At 70.0% G+C, this 26,682-nt stretch carries 28 protein-coding genes; 21 read left to right on the forward strand and 7 right to left on the reverse strand.

The annotated features are described in order from the left end of the window. Positions 1 to 19: 19 nt before the first annotated feature. Together AC1Q87_RS09275 and AC1Q87_RS09280 are read right to left on the reverse strand one after the other, a co-directional pair. Positions 20 to 3,262 carry an autotransporter outer membrane beta-barrel domain-containing protein gene (locus tag AC1Q87_RS09275; protein ID WP_492608668.1) on the reverse strand — a complete coding sequence of 1,081 codons (3,243 nt, stop codon included), beginning with the start codon at positions 3,260 to 3,262 and terminating at the stop codon, positions 20 to 22. A gap of 265 nt (positions 3,263 to 3,527) precedes the next feature. Further along, positions 3,528 to 4,127: a nucleotidyltransferase family protein gene (locus tag AC1Q87_RS09280; RefSeq protein WP_492609269.1), complete on the reverse strand. Its 600-nt coding sequence runs from the start codon at positions 4,125 to 4,127 to the stop codon at positions 3,528 to 3,530. Positions 4,128 to 4,165: 38 nt separating this feature from the next. Here AC1Q87_RS09280 and moaA point away from each other — a divergent pair, with 38 nt between their 5' ends. The 6 genes from moaA to AC1Q87_RS09310 are packed head-to-tail and all read left to right on the forward strand — an operon-like array spanning position 4,166 to position 8,095. Beyond that, positions 4,166 to 5,200, forward strand: coding sequence for a GTP 3',8-cyclase MoaA (gene moaA, locus AC1Q87_RS09285; RefSeq protein ID WP_492608669.1), 1,035 nt, complete (start codon positions 4,166 to 4,168; stop codon positions 5,198 to 5,200). A gap of 3 nt (positions 5,201 to 5,203) precedes the next feature. Continuing rightward, a complete protein-coding gene (locus AC1Q87_RS09290; protein WP_492608670.1) occupies positions 5,204 to 5,443 on the forward strand; it encodes a MoaD/ThiS family protein in 240 nt (79 codons plus the stop codon). After that, positions 5,440 to 5,892 (forward strand): molybdenum cofactor biosynthesis protein MoaE, encoded by a 453-nt coding sequence (locus AC1Q87_RS09295; protein ID WP_492608671.1) that lies wholly within the window; start codon positions 5,440 to 5,442, stop codon positions 5,890 to 5,892. The genes AC1Q87_RS09290 and AC1Q87_RS09295 overlap by 4 nt, the downstream gene beginning before the upstream one ends. After that, positions 5,889 to 6,437 carry a molybdenum cofactor biosynthesis protein B gene (gene moaB / locus AC1Q87_RS09300; protein ID WP_492608672.1) on the forward strand — a complete coding sequence of 183 codons (549 nt, stop codon included), beginning with the start codon at positions 5,889 to 5,891 and terminating at the stop codon, positions 6,435 to 6,437. The genes AC1Q87_RS09295 and moaB overlap by 4 nt, the downstream gene beginning before the upstream one ends. Beyond that, entirely contained in the window at positions 6,438 to 6,908 is a 471-nt protein-coding gene (gene moaC, locus AC1Q87_RS09305) for a cyclic pyranopterin monophosphate synthase MoaC (RefSeq protein WP_492608673.1), read from the forward strand. Next, positions 6,905 to 8,095: a molybdopterin molybdotransferase MoeA gene (locus AC1Q87_RS09310; RefSeq protein WP_492608674.1), complete on the forward strand. Its 1,191-nt coding sequence runs from the start codon at positions 6,905 to 6,907 to the stop codon at positions 8,093 to 8,095. Before moaC ends, AC1Q87_RS09310 begins: the two co-directional genes overlap by 4 nt. Positions 8,096 to 8,227: 132 nt before the next feature. On the opposite strand, the gene AC1Q87_RS09315 is transcribed toward AC1Q87_RS09310, so the two are convergent. Continuing rightward, positions 8,228 to 9,211, reverse strand: coding sequence for an XdhC family protein (locus tag AC1Q87_RS09315; protein ID WP_492608675.1), 984 nt, complete (start codon positions 9,209 to 9,211; stop codon positions 8,228 to 8,230). 101 nt (positions 9,212 to 9,312) lie between these two features. Between AC1Q87_RS09315 and AC1Q87_RS09320 the strand changes: the two genes are divergently transcribed. Further along, a complete protein-coding gene (locus AC1Q87_RS09320; RefSeq protein WP_492608676.1) occupies positions 9,313 to 10,188 on the forward strand; it encodes a bifunctional regulator KidO in 876 nt (291 codons plus the stop codon). Here AC1Q87_RS09320 and ald read toward each other — a convergent pair. Further along, positions 10,185 to 11,303 carry an alanine dehydrogenase gene (ald, locus tag AC1Q87_RS09325; protein ID WP_492608677.1) on the reverse strand — a complete coding sequence of 373 codons (1,119 nt, stop codon included), beginning with the start codon at positions 11,301 to 11,303 and terminating at the stop codon, positions 10,185 to 10,187. The genes AC1Q87_RS09320 and ald overlap by 4 nt on opposite strands. 61 nt (positions 11,304 to 11,364) lie before the next feature. Beyond that, entirely contained in the window at positions 11,365 to 12,069 is a 705-nt protein-coding gene (gene mtgA / locus AC1Q87_RS09330) for a monofunctional biosynthetic peptidoglycan transglycosylase (protein ID WP_492608678.1), read from the reverse strand. An 83-nt stretch (positions 12,070 to 12,152) separates the two neighbouring features. Here mtgA and AC1Q87_RS09335 point away from each other — a divergent pair, with 83 nt between their 5' ends. Next, complete coding sequence (locus tag AC1Q87_RS09335) at positions 12,153 to 12,818, forward strand: nitroreductase (RefSeq protein ID WP_492608679.1); 666 nt, start codon at positions 12,153 to 12,155, stop codon at positions 12,816 to 12,818. Positions 12,819 to 12,958: 140 nt separating this feature from the next. On the opposite strand, the gene AC1Q87_RS09340 is transcribed toward AC1Q87_RS09335, so the two are convergent. Further along, the gene (locus AC1Q87_RS09340; protein WP_492608680.1) at positions 12,959 to 13,924 is read right to left on the reverse strand and encodes a WD40 repeat domain-containing protein; all 966 of its coding nucleotides are present in this window, start codon (positions 13,922 to 13,924) and stop codon (positions 12,959 to 12,961) included. 205 nt (positions 13,925 to 14,129) lie between these two features. On the opposite strand from AC1Q87_RS09340, the gene AC1Q87_RS09345 reads away from it, so the two are divergent. Beyond that, positions 14,130 to 14,561 (forward strand): biopolymer transporter ExbD, encoded by a 432-nt coding sequence (locus AC1Q87_RS09345; protein WP_436063219.1) that lies wholly within the window; start codon positions 14,130 to 14,132, stop codon positions 14,559 to 14,561. 204 nt (positions 14,562 to 14,765) lie between these two features. On the opposite strand, the gene AC1Q87_RS09350 is transcribed toward AC1Q87_RS09345, so the two are convergent. Beyond that, positions 14,766 to 15,836, reverse strand: coding sequence for a CobW family GTP-binding protein (locus AC1Q87_RS09350; protein WP_492608681.1), 1,071 nt, complete (start codon positions 15,834 to 15,836; stop codon positions 14,766 to 14,768). A 173-nt stretch (positions 15,837 to 16,009) separates the two neighbouring features. On the opposite strand from AC1Q87_RS09350, the gene dmeF reads away from it, so the two are divergent. The 12 genes from dmeF to AC1Q87_RS09410 all read left to right on the forward strand — a co-directional run bounded on the left by dmeF (position 16,010) and on the right by AC1Q87_RS09410 (position 26,576). Then, positions 16,010 to 16,927 carry a CDF family Co(II)/Ni(II) efflux transporter DmeF gene (dmeF, locus tag AC1Q87_RS09355; RefSeq protein WP_492608682.1) on the forward strand — a complete coding sequence of 306 codons (918 nt, stop codon included), beginning with the start codon at positions 16,010 to 16,012 and terminating at the stop codon, positions 16,925 to 16,927. 92 nt (positions 16,928 to 17,019) lie between these two features. Further along, the gene (rplU, locus tag AC1Q87_RS09360) at positions 17,020 to 17,523 is read left to right on the forward strand and encodes a 50S ribosomal protein L21 (protein ID WP_492608683.1); all 504 of its coding nucleotides are present in this window, start codon (positions 17,020 to 17,022) and stop codon (positions 17,521 to 17,523) included. 28 nt (positions 17,524 to 17,551) lie between these two features. After that, the gene (gene rpmA / locus AC1Q87_RS09365; RefSeq protein WP_183771267.1) at positions 17,552 to 17,818 is read left to right on the forward strand and encodes a 50S ribosomal protein L27; all 267 of its coding nucleotides are present in this window, start codon (positions 17,552 to 17,554) and stop codon (positions 17,816 to 17,818) included. 131 nt (positions 17,819 to 17,949) lie between these two features. Beyond that, positions 17,950 to 18,486 carry a GNAT family N-acetyltransferase gene (locus AC1Q87_RS09370; protein WP_492608684.1) on the forward strand — a complete coding sequence of 179 codons (537 nt, stop codon included), beginning with the start codon at positions 17,950 to 17,952 and terminating at the stop codon, positions 18,484 to 18,486. 78 nt (positions 18,487 to 18,564) lie between these two features. Continuing rightward, complete coding sequence (obgE, locus tag AC1Q87_RS09375; protein ID WP_492608685.1) at positions 18,565 to 19,614, forward strand: GTPase ObgE; 1,050 nt, start codon at positions 18,565 to 18,567, stop codon at positions 19,612 to 19,614. After that, positions 19,611 to 20,735, forward strand: a complete 1,125-nt coding sequence (gene proB / locus AC1Q87_RS09380) for a glutamate 5-kinase (RefSeq protein WP_492608686.1) — start codon at positions 19,611 to 19,613, stop codon at positions 20,733 to 20,735. The genes obgE and proB overlap by 4 nt, the downstream gene beginning before the upstream one ends. Before the next feature lie 69 nt (positions 20,736 to 20,804). Continuing rightward, the gene (locus AC1Q87_RS09385; RefSeq protein WP_492608687.1) at positions 20,805 to 22,370 is read left to right on the forward strand and encodes an aldehyde dehydrogenase family protein; all 1,566 of its coding nucleotides are present in this window, start codon (positions 20,805 to 20,807) and stop codon (positions 22,368 to 22,370) included. 15 nt (positions 22,371 to 22,385) lie between these two features. Further along, a complete protein-coding gene (locus tag AC1Q87_RS09390; RefSeq protein WP_492608688.1) occupies positions 22,386 to 23,036 on the forward strand; it encodes a nicotinate-nucleotide adenylyltransferase in 651 nt (216 codons plus the stop codon). 90 nt (positions 23,037 to 23,126) lie between these two features. Next, positions 23,127 to 23,582 carry a ribosome silencing factor gene (rsfS, locus tag AC1Q87_RS09395; protein WP_492608689.1) on the forward strand — a complete coding sequence of 152 codons (456 nt, stop codon included), beginning with the start codon at positions 23,127 to 23,129 and terminating at the stop codon, positions 23,580 to 23,582. Positions 23,583 to 23,736: 154 nt separating this feature from the next. Beyond that, entirely contained in the window at positions 23,737 to 24,201 is a 465-nt protein-coding gene (rlmH, locus tag AC1Q87_RS09400; protein ID WP_492608690.1) for a 23S rRNA (pseudouridine(1915)-N(3))-methyltransferase RlmH, read from the forward strand. Positions 24,202 to 24,233: 32 nt separating this feature from the next. Then, a complete protein-coding gene (locus AC1Q87_RS09405) occupies positions 24,234 to 25,082 on the forward strand; it encodes a murein hydrolase activator EnvC family protein (RefSeq protein ID WP_492608691.1) in 849 nt (282 codons plus the stop codon). A 96-nt stretch (positions 25,083 to 25,178) separates the two neighbouring features. Beyond that, on the forward strand, positions 25,179 to 26,576 hold the full coding sequence (locus AC1Q87_RS09410; protein ID WP_492608692.1) for a S41 family peptidase: 1,398 nt from the start codon (positions 25,179 to 25,181) through the stop codon (positions 26,574 to 26,576). The last annotated feature ends 106 nt before the right edge of the window (positions 26,577 to 26,682 follow it).

Consider the following 26,682-nt stretch of genomic DNA (forward strand, 5'->3'; position numbering starts at 1 on the left):
AGGAAAACGCTGCGGCTCATTACCAGGTGAAGGACGCCGCCGCGCGGATCGCGTGGCTGTCCGAGGCGTCGGTCCAGCCGTAGCGGTAGCCGAGGCTGACGCGGGTGCGGTCGTTGAGCGCCGCGTCGAGCTGGGTCGACAGCTTCACCGCCGTCTCGCCGGCCGAGGCCGCCGCGACGTCGAAGGTGCTCTGGCCCAGACGCGCGCCGAGCACGGTCGTGTCGTCGCCGAACTCCTGGGTCACGAACAGCGAAGCGAACGGACGCAGCTTGATCGCGCCGGCTTGCGTATCGGTGCTGATCTTGCCGCCGACGCGGCCCTGCACCGCGGTGCGGGTCTCGCTGGCGAAGCGCAGCGCGCCGGTGGTCTCGCCCTCTTCGCTGACCGCGTCGCGTTCGGCGCGGTCGGCCGCGAGGCCCGCGGCCAGCACCAGGTCGGCGCGGCCCATGGCGAAGCGGCGACCCGCCTCGACATCCGCCGACAGCGAAGTCCCGTCGGCCTTGCCCAGATAGGCGCGGCCGCCGTTGGCCAGCGTGACCGAGCGGGTCAGCTTGTAGTCGTCGAGGCCGGCGGCCACGACGCCGTTGACATAGGTCTCGCCCGAGCGCCAGGCGCCGTAGCCGTGCAGCTGATAGCTGTTGGTGCGGGCGCTGCCCATGCCGCGGCCGTCGACCTCGGTTTGGGCGTAGCTGACCGCCGCGCCGACCAGCAGGTCGTCGGACAGCGGCTGGTCGAAGCCGAAGATCAGCGAGGCGCGGTCGGTGCGATAGCCGTTGGCGGTCCTGTCGGCGTCGATCTCCCAGGTGTCGGCGCCGGCCAGGCCCCAGACCTTGCGAGCGCCGAAGGCGGTCTCCAGACGGTCGGTGACCTCCAGGCGGGTGGCGCGGTTGGAACCGAGCACCGCCTCCATGCCGTCGGCGTGGATCTCGCCGGCCGCCTGCTGCAGCGCGTCGAGCAACTGCGGCTGCTTGAGACCGACCAGACCGCCGGCCAGGCCGGCGTCACGTTGGCCAGGCGCCAGCCGCGCGGCGTCGACCGCCGCGCCCACGGCCTGGGCGTTCTGCTTGCCGGCCCGCGCCGCCAGGGCCGCATAGCTGTTCGGCGTCACCGCCAGCACCACCGCCTTGGGCAGGTAGAGCACGTCGAAGCGCGAGTCCGGGGCCAGGCCCGTCGTCGGCTGGGTGATCGCGGTGAACGAGCCGGTGACCCCGCCCTCTGCGCTGACCACCTGGAAGCTGTCGCCGATCTGCGGGGTGTAGGTGTTGTTGGCCGAACCCGTGATCCCGCGGGTGATCGGAGCGATCGCGCCGCCGGCGGTGTAGACGCTGCCCGCGCCGCTCAGCACCAGCTGGTCGTGATGGCCCGCGCCGTTGCCCGCCGTCGGGCCGTCGATGTCGAGCGCCAGGGTCGAGCCCGCCGCCTGGGTGACGCTGCCGGCGACCACCAGCACGCCGGGCGAATTTCCGGGCGACAGGGTGCCGTCGACCTCGACATTGCCGTTGACCAGGCCCGAACCGCTCATCGTGCCGCTCTGGTCGACCCAGACCTGGCCCGAGAAGGTGTTGTTGAAGGCGAGCTGGCCTTCCTGGACGCACGCGCCGATGGCGTTGGAGCCCGCCGCGTTGAGGCTGAGCCGGCCCGCGCCGGCCTTGATGAAGCAGTTCTGGCCGCTGATCACGCCGTTCATGTTCACGTCGTGACCGGCGGTGTCGAAGCGGGCGTTCTCACCCTGGACGGTCAGCCCCTGGGTGATGGTCAGGCCGGAGCCCGCGACCAGGCTCGAGCCGCCGCCGAGGGTGATCTGGCCGCCGGCCGCGCCGAGCGCGCCGGCCGAACCGGCCACCACCGAGCCGCCCTGGATATCGAGCGAGCCATGGTTGTTGACGCCGGTCAGGGTCAACGAGCCCTCGCCGGTCTTGATCAGGCCGCCGCCGCCGTTGATGTTCCCCGACAGCGTGACGTTGTGGCCGGCGGTGTTGAAGCCGCCCTGCTGGCCGGCTTCGATCTGCACCGTCTGGCCGACGCTGGTGTCGCCTTCCGAGCGCAGCGCGCCGCCGCCGCTCAGCGTCACCAGACCCGCGCCCAGCGCGCCGCCGCCATTGAAGGCGACCGTGCCGCCCTGGACGTTCAGGCCGTTCTGGCTGTTGGAACCGGTCAGGGTCAGCACCCCCTCGCCGGTCTTGGTCAGGGCGCCGGCCCCGCTCATCCCGCCGCTGATCGTCAGGTCGTGGCCGGCAGTGTTGATGGTGCCGCCCGCCTCGCGGATCGTGAAGGCGTTGTTGATCGAGGTCGTGGCGCCGAGGTTCAGCGTGCCGCCGTCGAAGACCGGATTGACCTTGCCGCCCAGGATGTCCTCGGGCGTGAACGTGCCGCCGACGCCGATGTCCGGCAGCAGACCGCCGCCGCCCCCGCCGCCGTTGGCGCCGATCGCCGCGGCGATGTCGGTGCCGAAGATGTACTGGTACTTGAAGGTGATCTTGCCGCCGCTCAGCAGGTCGCCGAGGTTGAAGCCGAGACCGATGGTGAAGTCGCCGTCGCCGTCATTGGCGCCGGACAGATAGTACGCCGTATCGTCGTTCCATCCTTCGCTGACGGCCGTGTTGTGACCCGTCGAGTCGTTCGAGAACAGGCCGATCACGTACTTGGAGGCGAGCGCTTCGGCATAGACGAGGTTGGCCGCGTCGACGCCGTTGCCGCCCCGGAAATTGTTGGTCTCGCTGGAGTCGCCTGACGCAGCCTGGGCGTCCGGATCGGTGAAGCGGGCGAAGGTCAGACCCGTGAGGTCGGTCAGCGCCTCGATGGTCGTGACGATGTTGAGTTGCTGGCCGTCGGCGTTGAAGTGGTAGTCGTGCGTGACCGTGAACAGGTTCACGCCGCCCGCCGCCGCGGTCGCCGACCACACGGCCCGCTGATCGTACGTCGCGCCGTCATAGGCCACGCCGTTGTAGCCGGTCAGGACCCCGCCGGAGATGCCGACCGACCCGAGGCTGGAGTTGTTGTTGCTGAACGAGAACGCCGACCCGCCCGCGCCGGAGATCGTGAAACCTTCGAACGCGGTGCCCGGCGTCAGGTAGTCGTAGCTCGGGTTGAACGTGCCGGTCCCCGTGCCGTCATAGAGGATGCCCGGCGAGACCCGGTTGTTGTAGCCCAGGGTGCCGCCGGTCTCGTTGATCCCGATCTTGATGTAGTCGCCGCTCAGGATCAGCGGGCCGCCGGCGGGCGTCGCCGCCGCCATCGGCGCGGTCAGGGCCGTTCCGGCCATGGCGACCAGCGCCAGACGCGACCACCGATTTGCACTCCGGCCAGAACGCAGGCCGCATGAAACTTCCCGCGCGGCGACGGCCGCACGCTCAACACTCGAACTGAACAAGACTGTAGCCCCAGACCCCTTTGGCGGCGGCGCTCGGCCGAACCGCTGATTTCTTCATTCGACTATCCGCGGGGGCGCGCTTCTGCTGGCCCGGTGGATCGCGGTTGAGGCTTTCTGACCGAACTTGTTTAATGAAGCTTGACTGTAAAATAAGCGCCTAGCGGGCGAGGTCGCTGCGCTCGTCGACGTCGAACAGCACCCCGTCGTCAGGCGCCTCGACCAGGGCGAGGCGCTGGCCCAGGCCCTTGAGGATCGCGCGAGCGCCGGCGTCGCCGTGGAGCGTCAGGAGATCCGGCAGCAGGCCGCCGCCGATCAGGGCCGGATGACCGCGCTGACCTTCGAACACCGGGGCCGCGGCCGGCGCGCCGGCGCGAACCGCTTCCGCCAGGCCCGGCAGCACCGCATGGGGCACGCGCGGCATGTCGCCGAGGAAAACAAACACGCCTGCACACTCGGCGGGCAGCTCGGCGGCGGCCCGCCGCAGGGAGGCGCCCATTCCCTCCTCGTGGTCGTCGGCGTGGACCACCAGCAGGCGATCGGCGGCGCCCAAACGCGCGGCATGGTCGCGGGCTAGCGCCTCCACCTCGGCGGCTGCCGTTCCGGTGACCACGATCACCCGGCGGACGGGTGCGGCGAAGGCGGCGGTCAGGGCGCCGTCCAAAAGGGCGCCGCCTGCCCACGGCGCGAGCAGCTTGCCGCCGCCGAACCGACGGCCGGCGCCGGCCGCCAGAACCACAGCCTCGAATTCCGGCGCCACTGTCGCCAAACCGTGTTCCCCTCTATCTTATGGGCAGCATGACGCCCTATGACGCCGCACCACCGCAAGAGGCCCGCGTCCAGCCGTTGATCGACGGCTTCGGACGCATGGTGAGCTATCTGCGCGTCTCGGTCACCGACCGCTGCGACCTGCGCTGCGTCTACTGCATGTCCGAGCACATGACCTTCCTGCCGAAGGCCGAGGTGCTGACCCTGGAGGAACTCGACCGCATCGCCTCGGCCTTCGTGGCGCTGGGCACGCGCAAGCTGCGCATCACCGGCGGCGAGCCGCTGGTCCGCAAGGGCGTGATGGGCCTGTTCGAGAACCTGTCGCGGCACCTTAAGTCCGGGGCGCTGGACGAGCTGACCCTGACCACCAACGGCACGCGGCTGGAGGAATTCGCCGCTGACCTGGCGCGTCTGGGCGTGCGGCGGGTCAACGTCTCGATGGACACCCTCGATCCGGCCAAATTCCGCGTCCTGACCCGGGGCGGCCAGCTGCCCAAGGTCATCGCCGGCATCGACGCGGCCTTGGCCGCCGGCCTGTCGGTCAAGATCAACGCCGTGGCGCTGAAGGACGACAACGCCGGCGAACTGCCCGACCTGATCGCATGGGCCCACGCCCGCGGCTGCGACATGACGCTGATCGAGGCGATGCCGCTGGGCGAGATCGAGGTCGACCGCACCGACCAGTTCCTGTCGCTGAAGGACGTGCGCGCCGGGCTGGAAAGCTTCTGGACCCTGAACGAGATAGCTCACCGCACCGGCGGCCCGGCCCGCTATGTGCGGGTCGAGGAGACCGGCGGGCGGCTGGGGTTCATCACCCCGCTCAGCCATAATTTCTGCGAGAGCTGCAACCGCGTGCGGCTGACCTGCACCGGCACGCTGCACACCTGCCTCGGCCGCGAGGACGCCAGCGACCTGCGCGCCGTCATCCGCGCCGGAGCCGACGACGCGGGCCTAGTGGACGCCATCCGCCTGGCGATCGACGCCAAGCCGCAGGGCCACGACTTCCAGATCGCGCGCGCCGCCGCCCCGGCCGTCGCGCGCCACATGTCGACCACTGGGGGCTGAGTCATGGCCAGGGTCCTGCTCTTCGGTCGCCTGAGCGACGTCGCCGGCTGGCGCTCGCGCGAGCTGGAGGCCGGCTCCATCGCCGCCCTCACCGCCCTGCTGTCGGACGAAGACGCGGACCTCGCCGAAGCGCTGGCCCGGCCCGGCGTGCAGGTCGCCCTCGACCAGGAGATCGTGCGCGGCGACGCGGTGCTGACCACGCGGTCCGAGGTCGCCTATCTGCCGCCGATGAGCGGCGGATGATCAGCCTGACCGACCAGCCTTTCGAGCCGGGCGCGCTGCTGACCGCCTTCAGCCAAGGCCGGGAGGAGACCGGCGCCATCGCCACTTTCACGGGCCTGGCCCGCGCCGAGCGCGGCGCGACCACGACCCTGGAGCTGGAGGCCTATCCCGGCTTCACCGAGGCGGCGATCGGCAAGATCGCGGGCGAGGCCAAGGCCCGATTCGCGCTCGACGACTTCCAGATCGTCCACCGGACCGGCGCCATCGCGCCCGGCGAGCCGATCGTCTTCGTGGCCACCGCCGCCACGCACCGCCGCGCGGCCTTCGAGGCCTGCGATTTCCTGATGGACTACTTGAAGAGCCGCGCTCCCTTCTGGAAGAAGGAGACCGGCCCCGACGGCTCGCGCTGGATCGAACCGCGCGACCAGGACCACGCCGACATCGCCCGATGGGAGACCAACACGCCATGAACGCCTTCACCCCCGGCGGCCGCATCGACGAGAGCCAGGCGATCAAGCCGGTCCGCATCGCGGTGCTGACCGTCTCCGACACCCGCGACGAGGAAAGCGACACCTCCGGCCACGTGCTGGCCGAGCGGATCAAGGCCGCCGGCCACGAGTTGGCCGACAAGGGCATCGTCAAGGACGACGTCGCCCAGATCCGCGAGCAGATCAAAGCCTGGGTCGCCTCGGGCGCCGTCGACGCCATCATCACCACCGGCGGCACCGGCATCACCGGCCGCGACGTGACGCCCGAAGCGGTCGAGCCGCTGTTCGACAAGAAGATCGACGGCTTCTCGGTGATCTTCCATCTGGTCAGCTACCAGTCGGTCGGCCTCTCGACCCTGCAGAGCCGCGCCACCGCCGGCATCGTCGACGGGGTGTTCGTGTTCTGCCTGCCGGGCTCCAACGGCGCGGTGAAGGACGGCTGGGACAAGGTGATCTCCGCCCAGCTCGACAGCCGCCATGGCCCCTGCAACATGGTCGAGCTCATGCCGCGGCTGCTCGAGCAGTAAGTGAGCAAGCTCACCCATATCGACGAGACCGGCCGCGCCCACATGGTCGATGTCTCCGGCAAGGAGGTCACCTCCCGCGAGGCGACCGCCGAGGGCTTCGTCCGCATGGACGCCGCAACCCTGGCCCTGGCGCTGTCGGGCGACGCCAAGAAGGGCGACGTGCGGGCCACCGCCGAGATCGCCGGGATCATGGCCGCCAAGAAGACCGCCGACCTGATCCCGCTGTGCCACCCGCTGGCCCTGAGCAAGGTCGAGGTCCGGGTCGCCCCGGCCGAGGGCGGCCTGGCCGTCACCGCGCGGGTGAAGACCTCGGGCCAGACCGGCGTGGAGATGGAGGCGCTGACCGCCGTCTCGGTCGCCTGTCTGACCATCTACGACATGCTGAAGGCCGCCGACAAAGGCATGACCATCGAGAGCGTGCGACTGCTGACCAAGAGCGGCGGCAAGTCCGGCGACTGGGCCCGCGCATGAAGCTGATGCCCGTCGAGGACGCCCGCGCGGCGATGCTGGCCGGGATCGCGCCGCTGGCCGGCGAGACCATCGCGCTCAAGTCCGCCATCGGCCGGGTGCTGGCGGAAGACGTCGCCGCCGTCCGCCACCAGCCGCCGTTCGACGCCTCGGCCATGGACGGATGGGCGCTGCGCAGCGCCGACGCGCCCGGGACCCTGGCCATCGTCGGCGAGAGCGCCGCCGGCCACGGCTATGAAGGCGAGCTCAAGCCGGGCCAGGCGGTGCGGATCTTCACCGGCGCCGCGATGCCGGCCGGCGCCGACACCATCGTCATCCAGGAGGACGCCGCCCGCGAGGGCGAGACCGTCACGGTCCCCGCCTCGGCGCCGGGCGCCAACCTGCGCCCCGCGGGCGGCGACTTCAAAGCCGGCCAGGCGCTGTTGAGCGCCGGAACCCGCATCGATCCCTGGAGGTTGTCCCTGGCGGCCTCCGCCGGGCGCGCCGAAGTCCTCGTCCACGCCCGGCCGCGGGTGGCGATCGTGTCCACCGGCGAGGAGATCGTCGAGGCGCCGGCCGCGCCGGGCCCCTACCAGATCTACGATTCCGGCGCGCCGGCCCTTGCCGCCATGGTCGAGGGCTGGGGCGGCCTGGCCTTCAAGTGCAAACCAGTCCGCGACGAGCTCGACGCCGTGATCGGCGCGCTGAGAGACGCCGACGCCGAGCTGATCGTCACGGTCGGCGGCGCCTCGGTCGGTGACCACGACCTGGTGCGCGCAGCCGCCAGCGCGCTGGGCCTCTCGCTGAAGGTCGCCAGCGTCAATGTCCGCCCCGGCAAGCCGACCTTCTTCGGCGTGCTCGGCGACGGGCGCCGGATGCTGGGCCTGCCCGGCAACCCGGCCTCGGCCTTCGTCTGCGCCGAACTGTTCCTCAAGCCCATCGTCATGAAGCTCCAGGGCGGGGCCGAAAGCCTGCCGATGGCGAGCGCCAAACTGGCCCTGCCGATGTCGGCCAACGGCTCGCGTGAGCATTGGATGCGCGCCAAGCTCAGCTACGCAGACGGCAGCTTGATGGCCGAACCCTACCGCGACCAGGACAGCTCGCTGGTCAGCGTGTTCGCCGCCGCCGACGCCCTGCTGCGCCGGCCTGCGGGCGCCCCGGCGCTGGCGGCCGGCGACCTCGTCGAGGTGCTGCCGCTGGTGCGGGCTTAAGCCCAAATTGCTCCCCCTCTGGGGAAGCTGTCAGCCGAATGGCTGACTGAGGAGGACATTGACTCACTTGGCATGAGAGCAGTCCCCCTCCGTCGGGCCTCGCGCGCCACCTCCCCCAAGAGGGGAGGACGCCTAAGCCGTCGCCCGCTTCGGGGTGGCCTTGCGCGGCTCCTCCGCCAGGCGCGCATGGCGCAGGGCGGTGATCTCGCCGATCACCGACAGCGCCACCTCCCAGGGGGCCTTGCCGCCGATGTCGAGGCCGATGGGGGCGTGCAGCTGCTGCAGCCGCGCCTCGGAGAAGCCCGCCGCGCGCAGCGGGGCCAGGCGCTCGGGCAAACGCTTGCGGGCGCCCAACAGGCCGACATAGCCCGCGTCGGACGGCAGCGCCGCGGCCAGCGCCTCGCGGTCCATGTCGAGATTGTGGGTGGCGATGGCGATCGCCGTCCAGGCGTCGGTCCCGATCGCCGCCAGCGCCTGGGCGGGCTCGTCGCGGCGATAGGCGATCCCGGCGATCGGCGGCGGGCTCTGCGGCCCCTTCGGGCGGACCAGCGTCGTTTCCATGCCTGACTGGACGCCGAGCTGGGCGATGGCCAGGGCGGTCGGGTCGGCCCCGAACACCACCAGCCGCGGAGTCGGCTCATAGGCCTGGACGATCGCTCCGTCCCAGGGGCCCGGCGCGGGGCCGCAGTCGCGCCGGACGCCGTCGCTGACCCAGACCACCGGCCGGCGGGCCTCGTGGGCGGCGAGCAGTTCGAGCAGCGCCGGGTCGTCGGGGGTCACGCGTTCGACGAAGATCTCGATCCGCGCCCCGCACAGCAGCTGGATGTCGGGCCAGGGACTGCCCGCGCCGTAGACCAGCCGCCGGGGCGCTCCGTCCTCCAAGCAGGCGAAGGCGTGGTCGGCCACGTCGCTCTCGACGCAGCCGCCGGAAAAGTAACCGGACACGATGCCGTGGGCGAACACCATCTGGGTCCCCGGCGGACGCGGCCCGCCGCCCTCGACCGAGGTCAGGGTGGCCAGGGCCAGCGGCAGATTCCCTTGCTGGGCTTGGGCTAGCGCGGGGCGGACATCGTCGGCCATGCCGAACATCGGCCATTCGGGGAGCGGCTCTCGCATGGCTCGACTTTAACTCCCTGGAAAGGTCCTAGACACCGCTTCTTTAGGCATTGCCGTGAAGATGGCGCTTCCTCGCTTCCGTATCCAGCGTCACCGGCTTCATGATCTCACCGCTCTCCAAGCTCGGCCTCGGCTCCGCACAGTTCGGTCTCGACCAGACCACGCTGGTGCGCGGCCGCGCGCCCAAGGCCGAAGCCCGGGACATCCTGGACATCGCCGCGCGCGCGCAATTGCCGGTGCTGGACGTCGACGGCCACTCCGGCGTCGCCGAGGCGGCGCTGGGCGAAGTGCTGCCGCGCCCGACCCCGTTCCGGATTTCGATCTCGACCGTGCGTCCCGACCGCGGCCCCGACTATGTCGAGGCCGAGGCCCGCGCGACCCTGCGCCGCCTGGGCGTGGAGCAGGCCGACGCCATCCTGGTGCCCTGCGCCGCCGACCTGTTCGGCCCGCACGGCATGGCCCTCTGGAACCGCCTGCGGGCGATGAAGGACGCCGGCCTGACCCGCAAGATCGGGGTGTCGGTGTTCGCCTCCGACGACCCGCTCGGCGTCGCCCGCCGCTTCCGTCCCGACATCGTCCAGGCTCCGGCCTCGCTGCTCGACCAGCGGCTGCTGATCGACGGCACCCTGGCGGCGCTGGCCGGCCTGGGCATCGAAGTCCACCTGCGCTCGATCTTCCTGAACGGCCTGCTGTTCCTGCCGCCGGACCGCGCGCCGACGCACCTGAAGGCCGCCGCCAGCCGCATCTCGCGCGCCCGTCGGCTGATCGCCGAGGGCCGCTCGGACCCGCTGCAAGCCGCGCTGGGCTTTGCGCTTTCGCGCGTCGAAGCCGCCACCGTGCTGGTCGGCGTGACCTCGGCCGCCGAGCTGTCGGCGGTGATCGCCGCGGCCTCCAGCCCGCCGCCGGACCTCGACTGGGACGAAATGGCGATCGACGATCCGGTCGCCCTCGACCCCCGCGCCTGGGCCGCCGCCTAGCGCTTGGCCCAGACCCCGAACGGGTCGACGAAGTCCTTTCCTAGCGCCTGCGCCACCGCCGGGTGGGTGACTGCGCCCTTCAGCACGTTCAGCCCCTTGGCCAGGTGCGGATTGTCCCGCAGCGCCTCCAGCCCGCGGTCGGCCAGCGCCAGGCCGAACGGCAGGGTGGCGTGGACCAGCGCCTCTGACGAGGTGCGCGGCGCCGCGCCGGGCATGTTCGCCACGCAGTAGTGCACGACGCCGTCGACCACATAGGTCGGCTCGGCGTGGGTGGTCGGGTGCGAGGTCTCGAAGCAGCCGCCCTGGTCGATCGAGACGTCGACCAGCACCGAGCCGGTCTTCATCTGCTTCAGGTGCTCGCGGCGGACCAGCTTGGGCGCCGAGGCCCCCGGGGTCAGCACCGCGCCGATCACCACGTCGGCCTTCAGCACCTCCTCCTCGACCGCATCCAGGGTCGAGTAGCGGGTCAGGATCCGCCCCTGAAAGAGGTCGTCGATCTGGCGCATCCGCGGGATCGAGCGCTCGAGCACGACCACCTCGGCCCCCAGGCCCGCGGCCATGCGCGCGGCGTTGATGCCGACCACGCCGCCGCCCAGCACGCAGACCCGCGCCGGCGGCACGCCCGGCACGCCGGAGATCAAGAGGCCCATGCCGCCGTTGTGCTTGAGCAGGGTCTCGCCGGCCGAGAACACCGCAATCCGGCCCGCCACCTCCGACATCGGCGCCAGCAGCGGCAGCCCGCCGGCCGCGTCGGTCACGGTCTCGTAGGCGATCGCCGCGCAGCCCGAGGCCAGCAGGCCCTCGGCCTGCTCAGGGTCGGGCGCCAGATGCAGATAGGTGAAGAGGATGTGGTCCTGGTTCAGCCGCGCCCATTCGGTCGGCTGCGGTTCCTTGACCTTCACGATCAGCTTGCTGGCGGCGAAGATCGCCTCGGCGTCGGCGACGATGGCCGCCCCGGCCCGACGATAGGCCTCGTCGGCATAACCGGCCCCGGTCCCGGCTCCGGCCTGCACCGCCACCTCGTGGCCGCGCTCGACATATTCGCGGACGGCGGTCGGCGTCAGGCCCACCCGATGCTCGTTCGGCTTGATCTCGCTGGGAACGCCGACCTTCATGCAGCCGCCTCCGTCAAGGTTTGAGCCCCCTGCGGCATTGGATGGCCTATCGGCCTGCGGTTCAACCCAGGACGCAGGCGGCCATGCCCTCGCGGTTGATGGTCCCGGCCGCCTTGCCGATCTTGCCCGAGCGACGCTTCACGTAGGGGCCGGGCTTGGCCGCCTGCCACTTCAGCGGGCTGGGCAGGATCGCCGCCAGCCGCGCGGCCTGGGCCGGGGTGAGCTTGGCGGCGCTGACCCCGAAGTTCTTCTGGGCGGCGGCCTCGGCGCCATAGACGCCCGGGCCCCACTCGATGGAGTTGAGGTAGACCTCCATGATCCGCTGCTTGCCCCAGATCACCTCGATCAGCACCGTGAAGTAAGCCTCCAGGCCCTTGCGGACATAGGATCGGCCCGGCCACAGGAAGACGTTCTTGGCGGTCTGCTGGCTGATCGTCGAGCCGCCGCGCAGCTTCTTGCCCTTGGCGTTGGCCTCATAGGCCTTTTCGATCGCCTCGAAGTCGAAGCCGTTGTGGTCGCAGAACTTGGCGTCCTCGGCGGCGATCACCGCGCGAACCAGCCGCGGCGAGATTTCGTCCAGCGGCTTCCAGCGGCGGTCGAAGCCCCGGCCCTCGGTCACCCGCTGAACCATCAGCCAGGTCACCGGCGGCGGCACGAACCGGTAGAGCGCCGTGACCATCACCGGGCCGATCAGGCCGAAGATCAGCACCAACAGCAACAGCCCGCGCACCAGCCGGCCGAACAATCCCCGAGACGCCTTCGCCAAGACCCTTGCCCTTACCCCACGGCCGGATAGTAGCGATGCTTTGAGCACGCTTTCCGGTCAAGCCGCCGCAAGGACGCAATCTGTTGAACGTTTCCGACGCCGTCGCCGCCCGCATGTCCGTTCGCGCCTTCAAGCCGGACGTCCCCGCCGCAGCCCTGGTCCGCGAGATCCTGGAGGCGGCGGCCCGCGCGCCGTCAGGCGGCAACCTGCAGCCGTGGCGGGTCTACGCCCTGGCCGGCGAGCCGCTGGCGCAGTTGAAGGCGCAGGTCGCAGCCAACCCGTTCGGCGAGGCGATGGAGTACGACGTCTATCCGCCAGACCTCTGGGAGCCCTTCCGCACCCGGCGGTTCAAGAACGGCGAAGAACTCTATGCCTCGGTCGGCATCCCGCGCGAGGACAAGCCCGCCCGCCTGCGCCAGTTCGCGCGCAACGGCGAGTTCTTCGGCGCGCCGGTCGGCCTCTTCTTCTGCCTCGACCGCAAGGTCGGCCCGCCGCAGTGGTCGGACGTCGGCATGTACATGCAGACCGTGATGCTGCTGGCGACCGAGCGCGGCCTCGACACCTGCGCCCAGGAGTACTGGGCGCGCTATCCGCAGACCGTGGCCAAGGCGGTCGGCCTGCCGGACGACCACATGCTGTTCTCGGGCATGGCGCTGGGCTGGCGCGACGAGGCCGCGCCGATCAACGGCTTCCGCTCGACCCGCGACCCGTTCGAGGCCTGGGGCGAGCTGAAGGGATTTGAGTCTTAGATCCTCCCCTTCTGGCGGAGGTGGATCGGCGCAACGCGCCGAGACGGAGGAGGACTGCTCTCGATGCAGTCAAGTCAAAGTCCCCCTCAGTCGGCCTTTCGGCTGACAACTCCCCCAGAAGGGGAGCAATTTCTCAAAACCTAAACGCTGACCACGCCGGCCGCGCCGTCCTCGTCGCCCCAGGCGACTCGGGTTCCGTCCTTGCTCATCGCCAGCGCCGCGATCGCCGCGCCCTTCTCGGCCTTGAGCGGCACGATCCGCTGACCGGTCAGGTCGCAGGCCCAGACCCGGCCGTCGTCCAGCCCGGCGCAGACCCACCGGCCGCCCGGCATGCCATCGACCCGCACGACCATGGCGCTCTCGTCGAAGCCGACCTCGGCCGCCTGCTTGCCCATAGGGCCGGTCGCGCCGGCGAACGGCCAGGCCACCAGGCCGTTGGCGCCGGACGTGATCAGCAGCTGCCCCTTGGTGATGAAGGTCATGCTTTTGACCTTCACGGGATAGCCGCCCATGCGCAGGTTCTTCTCGTCGGCGACGCGCCAGCCGTGCAGGGCGTTCTCCTGCATGGCCGACATCAGGAACTTGCCGTCGGGGCTGAAGGCCAGGCCCACATGGCTGCCGGCCCACTTCAGGACATAGGGCTTCTGTTCGGCGATCTTGGCGTACCAGAGCCAGGCGCCGCCATAGGTCGCCGCCGCGACGCGCCGCCCCTTGGGATCGAACACCACGGCGGCCACCGACTTCTCGTGCGTGAAAGTGCGGCTAAAGGCCGGATCGGCGCTGTCGCGGACATGCAGGTCCTTGCCCGCCGAGAAGGCGATCAGCTTGGAGTCCGCAGAGGCGTCGACCGAGTCGATCCAGCGGCCCGGGATCTTGGCGATCTCCGTCGCGCCGGAGGTCCGCGACCAGACGACGCGTCCGTCGTCGCCGCCGGTGATCAGGCCCTCGCCGCTGGGGTGCAGGCAGGCGCAGAGAATCGCCCCGTCGTGGGCTTCGATCTGCTCGCCCGACTCGAATCGGACGGTGCCGTCGCCGAGGGCGAACAGGGCCTTGCCGTCCTTTCCGAAAAGGGCCGCGGTGACATAGGCGTCGAACTGGAAAGTCATGCCGGGGTATTACCTGCCTAACATTGGTCTTGGCGAGAGGCGGAATCACTCGGATTCACGCCCGGCAAACAGGCGCCGAGCAGAGCAGGCGGTCTGATGGACGCAAGTTCGCAGGTTCGGGCTTTACAAGCGCATTTTGTTTAGCGAAGGGTGTCGCTGACTGTACGGCGGCCCCAATGTAGGGGCCCTAGGGAAGGAAATTCATATGGGTGCGAAGCTGGGAGGCGGAGGCGGCGGCAAGTTCGACCTCGGCCAAAACAGCGACATCAACGTCACGCCCTTCGTGGACGTGATGCTGGTGCTCCTCATCATCTTCATGGTGTCGATCCCCGCGGCGACGGTGTCGATTAAGCTCGACCTGCCGCCGGCGATCCCGCCGCCCCCGGGCACGAAGGTCGAAGAGCCGACGCTGATCAACGTTCAGCAAGGCGGCAAGCTGTTCATCGGCGACGTGCCGACCAGCCTCGACACGCTGCCGGCGGATCTGACCCGCATCCTGGCCTCGCCGGAACCGACCGAAGAGCGCGTCTACATCCGCGCCGACCGGACCGTTCGCTACGGCGACTTCATGGCGGTGATGAACACCCTGCAGGGCAATGGCTTCTTCCAAGTCGCCCTGATCAACGAAGAGCTCTAAGCAGCGCTTCGGACGAAATAGAAAGGCCCGCCCAGGGAAACCCGGGCGGGCCTTTTCTTTGTCTGCAATTCCTCCCCTTCTGGGGGAGGTGGATCGGCGCGAAGCGCGAAACGGAGGGGGACCGCACTCAACGACGAGCGTCGAAGTCCCCCTCAGTCAGCCATTCGGCTGACAGCGCCCCCAGAGGGGGAGCAACTATCGGTCTTAAGCCGCGCAGGCCTCGAAGCCCTCGCGCAGCTTGGCCTCGTCGAGGTTGCGGCCGATGAACACCAGCCGGCTGTAGCGCTTGTCGCCGTCCTTCCACTGCCCTTGGAAGTCGCCCTCCAAGATCATGTGCACGGCCTGGAACACCAGGCGGCGGTCCTCGCCCTGGACGTCGAGGATGCCCTTCGCGCGCAGGATGTCCGGCCCTTGGTCCTGCAGGACCTGGTTCAGCCAGTTGGTCACCCGTTGCCCGTGGATCGGCTTGTCGAGCGTGAGCGAGATGCCGCGTATGCCCGCTGCCGCCGCATGGTCCTCATGATCATGGTCGTGGTGACCGTGGTCATGATCGTGGTGATGATGATGGTCGTGATCATGGTCGCAGTCCTCGTCGTGAACGTGGCCCGGTTCGCCGTGGGCGGGATTGAGGAATTCCGGCTGCACCTCGGTGATGCGGGCCAGGTCGAAGCTGCCGCGGCCGAGGATCGCCTCGAGCGGCACCTGAGAGCGTTGGGTGCGGTGGATCGGGGCCAGCGGGTTCAGCCGGCGGATCGACGCCTCGACCGCGCGCAGTTCGTCCTCGGTGACGAGGTCGGTCTTGTTCAGCACGATCTGGTCGGCGAAGGCGATCTGCTCGACCGCTTCCCTGGAGTCGGCGAGCCGCAGCGGCAGGTGCTTGGCGTCGACCACGGTGGTGACGCTGTCGAGCTGGGTCTTGGCCTTCACGTCGTCGTCGACGAAGAAGGTCTGGGCGACGGGGCCGGGATCGGCCAGGCCGGTGGTCTCGACGACGATGGCGTCGAACTTGCCCTTGCGCTTCATCAGGCCCGAGAGCACGCGGATAAGGTCGCCGCGCACGGTGCAGCAGACGCAGCCGTTGTTCATCTCGAAGACTTCTTCGTCCGCGCCGACGATGAGGTCGTTGTCGATCCCCACCTCGCCGAACTCGTTGACGATGACGGCGTACTTCTTGCCGTGGTCCTCGGTGAGGATGCGGTTCAAGAGCGTGGTCTTGCCGGCGCCGAGATAGCCGGTGAGGACGGTGACGGGGGTCTTGTCGGTCATGGACGTCATCTAGTCACTGATCGTGGCGAAGGGAACAGTCTGCGGCCATCGACCGCTTGACCATATATAGGTGTTATCGAATAACACCGCGCCCCCGGCCCATCGACCGGAGCGCGACAACACCCGATCCGGCGCCCATATCGGCGCGCGCGCTCCCCGATCGCCGCTATATAAGAGCCCTCGTGACCGCCTCCGCCCCCGAACGCCAAGGACAGATGGACGCCTTCCGGGGCGACCGCGTCTATTTGGGCGCCGACCACGCGCGCAACGAGCGGCGGACCTGGCTGGTGGCGGCGATCTGCGTGCTGACCCTGGCCGTCCAGATCGGCGGCGGGCTGGCCTTCAACTCCATGGCCCTGATCGCCAATGGCGTGCACATGGCCGCCCACGTCGCCGCATTGGCGGTGGCGGCAGGCGCCTATCGGATGGCGCGCCGCTACGCTCAGGATCATCGCTTCTCGTTCGGCACCGGAAAGCTTGGCTACCTGGCCGGGTTCGCCAACGCCGCGGTGCTGGCGATCAGCGCCGTGCTGGTGGCGATCGAGAGCGGACGGCACATGCTCTCGCACGCCCCCGTCGCCTATGACGGGGCGCTGGCCCTGGCCGGCCTGGCGCTGGCGATCAACCTGATCTGCATGTGGCTGCTGCGCCCCGCGCACGCCCATGCGCATGACCGCGACGGCGACCTCAATCTTTCGGCCGCGCACCTGCACCTGGCCGGCGACGCGGCGGTCTCGGCGCTGGCCATCGTCGGCCTTGGTCTCGGACGCGTGTTCGGCTGGGCCTGGGCGGACGGTCTGGCGGGCCTGGCCGGCGCGGCGCTGCTGGCCCATTTCGCCTGGCGACTGATGGTCCGCACCGGTTCGGTGCTGCTGGACGTCAATCCCTCGCCGGAACTGACCGCCGAGATCCGCCAGCGCATGGAGAGCGGCGGCGAGCGCCTGCTCGACCTGCACCTCTGGCGTCTCGGCCCCGGCCACCACGCCGCCATCGTCGTCGTCGAGGCGCGCGAGGTCGTGGCGGCCGAAATATACCGCGCGCGGCTTGCCGGCTTGCCGGGTCTGAGCCACGTCACCGTAGAAACACGCCAGGCGCGTTGACTCTCAACGGCCCCTCTGTATAAGTCCGCGCCTCTCGCCCGCGGGCTATCTCGCGGGCGCTATCCATTTTGCTATAGTCCAAGGCGCCAACGATGTACGCGGTGATCAAAACCGGCGGAAAGCAGTACCGGGTTCAAGCCGGTGACCTGCTGGTCGTCGAAAAGCTCGACGGTGAACCGGGTGCGGAAGTCGCGTTCGGCGACGTCCTCCTGCTCGGCGATGGTGAAGCCATCACGGTCGGCGCTCCGCTGGTCGACGGCGCGAGCGTCTCGGCCACGCTGATCGAGACCCGCCGCGGCGAGAAGATCAAGATCTTCAAGAAGATCCGCCGTCAGGGCTATCGCCGCACCCGCGGTCACCGCCAGTCGGAAACCGTGCTGCGCGTGACCTCGATCGCCGGCGCCGGCAAGACCGCCAAGTGGGACGGCGCCGTCGACCTCAGCTCGAAGGCCCTGCTGGACGCTCGCGCCCGCAACCTGAAGAACGTGGTCGCCGAGCTCGAAGCCGCTGCGGCTCCGGTCGCTCCGGCCAAGGCCGAAAAGAAGGCTGCGCCGAAGAAGGCCGCCGCCAAGAAGTCTGACGACGCCGCCGAATAAGCGCGCACTAGAGAGTTAGGAGAGAGCTATGGCTCACAAGAAATCTGGCGGCTCTTCGCGCAACGGTCGCGACTCGGCTGGCCGCCGCCTCGGCGTAAAGAAGTTCGGTGGTGAAGCTGTCGTCGGCGGCAACATCATCGTTCGCCAGCGCGGCACGAAGTTCTTCCCGGGCGACAACGTTGGCATCGGCAAGGACCACACCCTCTTCGCGACCGCCGCCGGCGCCGTGAAATTCGTGACCAAGCGCGACGACCGCACCTACGTGAACGTGGTTGTGGCTCAAGCGGCCGAATAATCAGGCGAACCTCTTGAAACCGGGTTCGCCGTAAGGCGAACCGGGCAGAGTGCTTCCGAGGGGGAGTCCGGATCGCCGGACTCCCCCTCTTTGCGTTCTGGGGCCCCGACAGAGGGCCGGGAGGTAGACCGATGTGTGCGATCGAACTGGAGCCCGTCATCACGACGCAGCGGCTGCGGCTGCGTAAGGCCCGCAAGACCGACGCAGCCCGCCTGGCGAGTTACGCCAACGATTTCGACGTGGCCCGCATGACCACCGGCATGCCCTATCCCTATGGGGTGGAGCACGCCGAAGGCTTTCTCGACAAGGCCAGCGCGGCCGACCCCGCCCGCGAAGCGGTGTTCGTCATCGACCATCCCGAGCACGGCGCGATCGGCGTGCTGGGCTTCGACGCCCGCGACGGCGGCGAGCGCGAGATCGGCTACTGGATCGGCCGGCCGCACTGGGGCCAGGGCTACGCCACCGAGGCGGCGAGCGGCGCGCTGGTCTGGGCGCACCGGACCTGGGGCCGGCGCTACATGCATGCCGGCCACTTCGCCGACAACCCGGCCTCGGGCCAGGTGCTGTGCAACGCCGGCTTCCTCTACACCGGCGATGTCGAGCTGCGCCCCTCGATCGCGCGGGGCGGTCAGACCACCCCGACCCGGATGATGGTGTGGCTGGCCTGAGGCCACACGCGCGATGAATCGAAGCGCCCCGCGGCCGCAAGGCTCGACGGGGCGCTTCCCATGCTACAAAAGGCCCCGATGAAGTTTCTCGACCAGTGCAAGATCTATATCCGCTCCGGAAACGGCGGCGGCGGCGCTGTGTCGTTCCGGCGCGAGAAGTACATCGAGTACGGCGGCCCTGACGGCGGCGACGGCGGCAGCGGCGGCGACGTCTGGATCGAGGCGGTCGAGGGCCTCAACACCCTGATCGACTACCGCTACACCCAGCACTTCAAGGCCGGCACCGGCATCCACGGCATGGGCCGCAACCGCCACGGCGGGGCCGGCGACGACGTGGTGCTCAAGGTCCCCGTGGGCACCGAGGTGCTCGACGAGGACAAGGAAACCCTGATCGCCGACATGGACGTGCCCGGCAAGCGCCTGCTGCTGCTCAAGGGCGGCAACGGCGGCTGGGGCAACGACCGCTTCAAGGGTCCGATCAACCAGGCCCCGCGCCACGCCAACCCGGGCCAGGAAGGCGAAGAACGCTGGATCTGGCTGCGTCTGAAGCTGATCGCCGACGTCGGCCTGGTCGGTCTGCCCAACGCCGGCAAGTCGACCTTCCTGGCCGCGGCCAGCGCCGCCAAGCCGAAGATCGCCGACTATCCGTTCACGACCCTGGCCCCCAATCTCGGCATGGTCGACCTGTCGCCCAGCGAGCGGTTCGTGCTGGCCGACATTCCCGGGCTGATCGAAGGCGCCTCGGAAGGCGCCGGGCTCGGCACCCGCTTCCTCGGCCACGTCGAGCGCACGGCGGTGCTGATCCATCTGGTCGACGCGACCCAGACCGACGTCGCCGAAGCCTGGCGCACCGTCCGCGGCGAGCTTGAAGCCTATGGCGAGGAGCTCGGCGACAAGACCGAGATCGTCGCCCTCAGCAAGATCGACGCGCTCGACGACAGCGTCATCGAAATGCAGCGCGAAGCCCTGGAAGAAGCCGTCGGCGGCAAGGTCCGCCTGGTGTCCGGCGTCGCCGGCAAGGGCGTCGTCGAATTGCTGCGCGAGGCCTACGCCATGGTCCGCGAGCGCAAGGCGCAGATCGCCCAGGAAGAGGCCGACCAGGCCGGCGGAACGGGCTGGACTCCGTGAGCGGCCTGGGGGAGGCCAAGCGCGTCGTCGTCAAGGTCGGCTCGGCCCTCGTGGCCGGCGAGGCAGGCCCCGACTCGGCGTGGCTTTCGGCCTTCGCCGCCGACGTCGCGCGGCTGCGCGCCCGCGGCCAGCAGGTGCTCGTCGTGTCGTCCGGCGCCGTGGCGCTGGGCCGCCGCCGGCTCGCCATGGGCCGCCGCAAGCTGACCCTGCCCGAGAAGCAGGCCTGCGCCGCCGCCGGCCAGTCCGAACTGATGCGCGCCTGGGAAGAGGCGCTCGAGCCCCACGGCCTCGTCACCGCCCAGGTGCTGCTCACCCGCGACGACACCGAGATCCGCAGCCGCTGGCTCAACGCCCATGCGACGCTCACCACCCTGCTGTCGCTCGGCGTGATTCCGGTGGTCAACGAGAACGACACGGTCGTCACGGAAGAGATCCGCTATGGCGACAACGATCGCCTAGCCGCCCGCGTCGCCCAGATGATCCGCGCCGAGGCCCTGGTCCTGCTGTCGGACATCGACGGCCTCTACACCGCCGACCCGCGCAGCAATCCCGCGGCCGAGCACTTGCCGCGCATCAGCCAGCTGACGCCGGAGGTCGAGGCCATGGCCGGCGGCGCCAACGCCAGCGCCGGGGTCGGCACCGGCGGCATGGCCACCAAGATCATGGCCGCCCGCATCGCCCAGTCGGCCGGCTGCGCCACCATCATCACCCTCGGCCGCCGCCCGGCCCCGCTCGCCGCGATCGAGGCCGGCGACAAGGCCACGGTGATCGAACCGTCGGTCTCCGTCGCGGCCGCGTACAAGGCCTGGATCGCCGGCTCGCTGGCGACCTCGGGCGCGGTGATCGTCGACGACGGAGCGGCCAAGGCGCTGGCCACCGGCAAGAGCCTTCTGGTCGCGGGCATGCTTGCGGTCGAGGGCCGCTTCGGCAAGGGCGACGCCGTGGTCGTGGTCGACGAGGCCGGCCGCGAGATCGGCCGCGGCCTGGCCCGCTACGACTCCGAGGACGCCGGGCGCATCCGCGGCCTGAAGTCCGACGCCATCGAGGGCGTGCTGGGCTTCACCTACGGCCCGATGATCCATGCCGACGACCTGGCGCTGGCGGCGCGGACGCCAGCCTGACCTGACGACGGATTTGCGACGGGCTCCAAAGGAGCCTACTAAACCTCAAACTGAGCATTAGGGCGCGTAATGGACGACGCGGCGGCGAGCACCAAGGCCGAGACAGGAGCCCGGACGGGCAAGCTGGAGACGCTGGTCGCCGGCATGCCGATCCCGTTCGGAGGCGACCGCGTCGCCTACGTCTCCGACAAGCTGGCGGCGGCCTTCCAGACCGGCGACCGGCTGGTGGTGGTCCAGGAAACCGGCGACCTGCTGCACGTTCCGGCCCCCGTCCAGGCGATCGCCGCCGGCGCCGTCAGCCGCGCGCACGCCGCGTTCGGCCAGCTGGCCGCAGTCAGCGACGAGGCGATCACCGCCTTCTTCGCCGCCTTCGCCGATAATCTCGCCGACGACGGGGCCTGGAGCGCGATCGCCAAGGCCAACGCCGACGACGTCGCCCGCGCCCAGGCCCGCGGCCGCTCGACCACCCGCCTGGCGGTCAACGCCACGATGCGCGCCGACATGATCGCCGGGCTGCACGTCTGGCGCGACGCCAAGGTCGGCCGCGGCCGGCTGGTCGAACGCGTCGAGCATCCCGGCTGGAGCGTCGAGCAGGTCGCCGCGCCCCTGGGCGTGGTCGGCTTCATCTTCGAGGGCCGGCCCAACGTCTTCGCCGACGCCACCGGCGTGCTGCGCACCGGCAACACCGTGGTCTTCCGCATCGGCTCCGACGCGCTGGGCACCGCCCGCGCCATCGTCGAGCACGCGCTTGATCCGGCGATCGAGGCCGCTGGCTTGCCGCCGGGCTCCGCCGCGCTGGTCGACAGTCCCGAACACGCCGCCGGCTGGGCGATGTTCTCCGATCCGCGCCTGGCCCTGGCGGTCGCCCGCGGCTCCGGCCCGGCCGTCGCCCAGCTGGGCGCCATCGCGCGCCAGGCCGGCGCGCCGGTCAGCCTGCACGGCACGGGCGGCGCCTGGATGGTGGCCGCCGCCGACGCCGATCCGGCCCGCTTCAAGGCCGCCGTCTATCACTCGCTCGACCGCAAGGTCTGCAACACCCTGAACGTCTGCGCGATCGTCCGCGAAGCCGCCGGCGCCCTGGTCCCGGCCTTCCTGGAGGCCCTGGACCTGGCCGGCGAGCGCCGCCGCAATGTGAAGCTGCACGTGGTCGAGGGCTCGCAAGACGCCCTGCCCGACGCCTGGCGCGAGGCGCGCGTGGTCGTCGGCCGCGCCGAGGGCGAGGTCGAGGAGCCCAAGGTCGAGCTGCTGGCCGAGCGCGACCTGGCCCGCGAGTGGGAGTGGGAGGAGACCCCGGAACTGACCCTGGTGCTGGTGGACAGCGTCGAGGCCGCCGCCGAGCTCTTCAACCGCTACAGCCCGCAGTTCGCCGCCAGCCTGATCTCGCAGGACGCCGCCGCGCACGAACGCTTCTACGGCGCCGTCAACGCGCCGTTCGTCGGCGACGGCTTCACCCGCTGGGTCGACGGCCAGTTCGCCCTCGACCGCCCCGAGCTCGGCCTCTCCAACTGGGAGCACGGCCGCCTGTTCGCCCGCGGCGGGGTGCTGTCCGGCGACGGGGTGTTCACCGTCCGCGCCCGGGTCCGCCAGAGCGATCCCAACCTCGACCGCAATCCGGCCACGGCGAAGACGCTTTGAGATCCGGGGACGTCCATGTGGTTCGCCGGCCCCGCTAGGCGCCGGCCCGTAGCGGGGCGTCCGACGGCCCTGCGGCTCGGCTTCGATCTGAAGCCGGGGATGCGCGTGGGCCTTTATGGCGGCTCGTTCAATCCGGCCCACGAGGGCCACGCCCACGTCGCCGAGACCGCCCGCCGGCGACTGCAGCTCGACCGGGTGATCTGGCTGGTCTCGCCGCAGAACCCGCTGAAGACCGCGCGCGAGACCGCGCCGCTGGCCGAGCGCATGGCCGGCGCCCAAGCGGTCGCGCACGGCCGCAGCATGATCGTCAGCGACGCCGAGACCCGGTTCGGCTCGCAGTACACCATCGACACCATCCGCGCCCTGAAGGCCCGCTTTCCGGGCGTGGACTTCGTCTGGATCATGGGCGCCGACAGTCTGGCGACGTTCCACCGCTGGCGCGGCTGGACCCAGATCATGGCCGAGGTGCCGGTGGCCGTGGTCTCGCGGCCGTGGATTTCGCTGAAAAGCCGCTCCTCGCCGGCGGCGCGACGTTTCGCCCACACCCGGGTGTCGCTGCTCGAGGCCAAGCTGCTGCCGGGCGCCAGCCCGCCGCGCTGGGTTTTCCTTACGGGGCCTCTGAATTTCCAGTCCTCGACGGCCCTGCGCGCCCGCCAGGCCAAATAGCCGCAGGTCACGTTCCGGCCCGGCCGGGAACGTTCGCGGCGCTGTCGGCTTGAAGAGTCGTGACGCTGGGCTGACCAACGCGCCCAATCCGTGCTATGGCTCTCCCAGCGAGGCAACAAAGGAGCGACCCCGCTGAGCCCTGACCCTGCGCCTAGAGCGCACGAAGCCCCGGTTTCCGGCGCTTCTTCCGACCCCGAGGCGAAGATCGCCGCCCTCGGCGAACTGATCCTGCAGCGCCTCGACGATGACAAGGCGCAGGACGTCGTCTTCATCGATCTGAAAGGCAAAAGCGCCGTGGCCGACGCCCTGATCGTGGCGTCCGGGCGTTCGCACCGTCATGTCGGCGCGATGGCCGACCACCTGCTGCGCGCGCTGAAGGAAGAAGGCCTGGGCAAAGCCCGGGTCGAAGGCCTGCCGCACTGCGACTGGGTGCTGATCGACACCGGCGACGTGATCGTCCATCTGTTCCGTCCGGAAGTGCGCCAGTTCTACAACATCGAGAAGATCTGGTCGGTCGACTCCGCGCACCGAACGCCGACGAGCTGACCTCCCGATCCTCCCCTTCTGGGGGAGGTGGATCGGCGCATCGCGCCGAGACGGAGGGGGACTGCTCTCAACGCCGCTTGAGTCAAAGTCCCCCTCAGTCGGCCCTTCGGCCGACAGCTCCCTCAGCAGGGGAGCACTCGATCGGTGACGCCCAATGAAAATCACCCTGCTCGCTGTCGGCCGCCTGGCCCGCTCGCCCGAAGTCGAGCTGGTGAAGCTGTACGTCGATCGCGCCACCGCCGCCGGCCGCGCGCTCGGCCTGGGGCCGGTGGAGGTGATCGAGGTCGAGGCGAAGAAGCAAGGCAAGGGGCCTGAGGCCGAGGTCCTGCGGCCGCACCTCGACGGCGCGCATGTCATCGCCTGCGACGAGCATGGCGCGGCGCGGCCCTCGCGCGCCTTCGCCGGCGAGATCGGCCGCCTGCGGGACGACGGCGTACGCCGCCTGGTGTTCGTGATCGGCGGCGCCGACGGCCTGGACCCGTCGCTGCTCGCCGCGGCCCACGGCAAGCTGGCCTTCGGGCCGCAGACCTGGCCCCACGCCATGGCCCGCGCCATGCTGGCCGAGCAGGTCTACCGCGCCGTCACCATCCTGGCCGGCAGCCCCTATCATCGCGATTGAGGGCGCGACGGGCTCAGTCTATCCCTGATGCGATGATGCGCCGCGGCGTCCTCCTGACCAGCACCTGCGCCGCCGCCGCGACCCTGGCGGCTGGCGCGATCGCCTATGCGGCCACCGAGAGCCAGGCCCGGCTGGAGCGGCTCAACGTCCGCGAGACGGTGCTGAGCGCCGAGCAGGGCCGCAACCTCAACCGCATGGCCCGGCTGCTGACGGCGCTGGCCCAGTTCCGCCGCGATCCGCCGCCGGCCCTGCTGGTCAGCCCCGGCGACGCCACCGATGCGGTGCGCGCCGCCATCCTGGTCAAGGCGATCACCCCCGAGCTGCAGAAGCGCGCCAAGGTCTACGCCGCCGAAGCCGGCGAGATCGCCCGCCAGCGTCGGTTGGCCGCAGTGGCGAGCGAGGCGCTGTTCACCTCCGATTCCGAGCTGGCCGAACGCCGCGAGCGGCTGGAGGCCACCCCGCCGGGCGCGGCGCCGGTCGAGAGCGGCCCGGTCACCCCGCCGATCCGCCTGCTGGCCCCGGTGAAGGGCAAGCTGGTCCAACGATATGGCGCGCCGCTGACCGGCGGCGGCGAGGCGTCCGGCGTCACCCTGGCCGCCGACCAAGGCGCCTCGGTCGCAGCGCCCGACGCCGGGCTCGTTCAGTTTGTAGGCCCCGTTAAGGGGTGGGGGACTATTTTGATCTTGCGGCTGGCCGGGGGCTACCATCTGGTGTTGGCTGGCCTTGACCGAACGACGGTCGGGGTCGGTCAATCAGTCGCGGCGGGCGCGCCTGTCGGGTGGATGACGGATGGACGAAACTCCCCATCTGAACTCTATCTGGAGGTCCGCGAACGCGGCGTTCCGGTCGACCCGGCCAGATGGCTGGACGGGGTGAGCTGAAAATAGAACCAATTCCGCCGGATTCGTCGCGGAACATCGGTTCAGGAATACCGGTGCGGCGCCGTTTCGTCGCCAAGGGAGGCTTCAAGGCCTGACATGCGTAAGTATCTTCTGATCGGGGCTTCGGCCTTCGTGCTCGGCGCCGGCTCCATGGCCTATGTGAGCCAGCAGGCTCTCGCCTCGGCCCAGGCGCCGAAGGTGAAGACCTACAAGATGCTCGAGCTGTTCGGCGACGTGCTCGACACCGTCGAGCGCCAGTACGTCACCGAGGTCGACGACCAGAAGCTGATCGAAGCGGCCATCGACGGCATGCTGACCTCGCTCGATCCGCACTCCGGCTATCTGAACCCCGACTCCTTCGACGACATGCGCGACCAGACGCGCGGCGAGTACGGCGGTCTCGGGCTCGAGGTCACCAGCGAAGAGGGCGTGGTCAAGGTCATCTCGCCGATGGACGGCACGCCCGCCTTCAAGGCCGGCGTGAAGCCCGGCGACTTCATCACTGCGGTCAACGGCGAGAGCGTGCTCGGCCTGTCGGTCAACGAGGCCGTCAAGCAGATGCGCGGCAAGCCGGGCGAGGCGGTCACCCTGACCATCGCCCGTGAGAAGTCCGACCCGTTCGACGTCAAGATCGTCCGCGAGGTGATCAAGCCCAAGTCCGCCACCGCCAAGATGGAAGGCGACTACGGCTACCTGCGCGTTTCCGGCTTCAACGAGAAGACCACGGATGAAGCCGAGGCGGCGCTGGCCGAGATCAAGGCCAAGAACCCGAAGATGAAGGGTCTGATCCTCGACCTGCGCAACAATCCGGGCGGCCTGCTCGACCAGGCGGTCGGGATCTCCGACATGTTCCTGGAAGGCGGCGAGATCGTCTCCCAGCGCGGCCGCGATCCGCGCGACATCGAGCGCTACAACGCCCGCGCCGGCGACGTGACCGGCGGCCTGCCGATGGTCGTGCTCGTGAACTCCGGTTCGGCCTCGGCGGCGGAAATCGTCGCCGGCGCGCTCCAGGACCGCAAGCGCGCCGAGGTGGTCGGCCTGACCACCTTCGGCAAGGGTTCGGTGCAGACCGTGATCCCGCTGCGCGGCGGTATGGACGGCGCGCTGAAGCTGACCACGGCGCGCTACTACACGCCCGCCGGGCGCTCGATCCAGAAAACCGGCATCGAGCCGGATCTGGAAGTCGCCGAGACCCGCGACCAGGCCCAGCGCATCGCCAATCGCGCCTTCCAGTTCTCGGAAGCCTCGTTCCGCAACGCGCTGAACGCCGAGGAAGGCAAGGCCCGCCGCGGCGCTCACATTCCCGCCGAAGCCCCGCCTAGCGGCTTCGACGAGGACAAGGGCGACTTCCAGTTGGCCCGCGCCATGGACGTGCTGAAATACGGTTCGGTGGCCGCGACGCCCAAGCTTCCGAAGCCGGAGCCGAAGATGGCCGCAGTGGTCTCGCCGAAGGGCGCGACGGCCCTCGAAAAGGCCTCCCCGGACAAGAAGTAGACGGCCTAAAACGCCGGCGCTGACGGTTAATTGAAAGTTAACGGAAATCGCGCCGGCGTTCACTGTATAAGTCGTTTGTTAACCATATTCGCGGACGCTCCAATGC

The sequence above is a fragment of the Phenylobacterium sp. GW823-FHT02A09 genome (assembly GCF_058797775.1).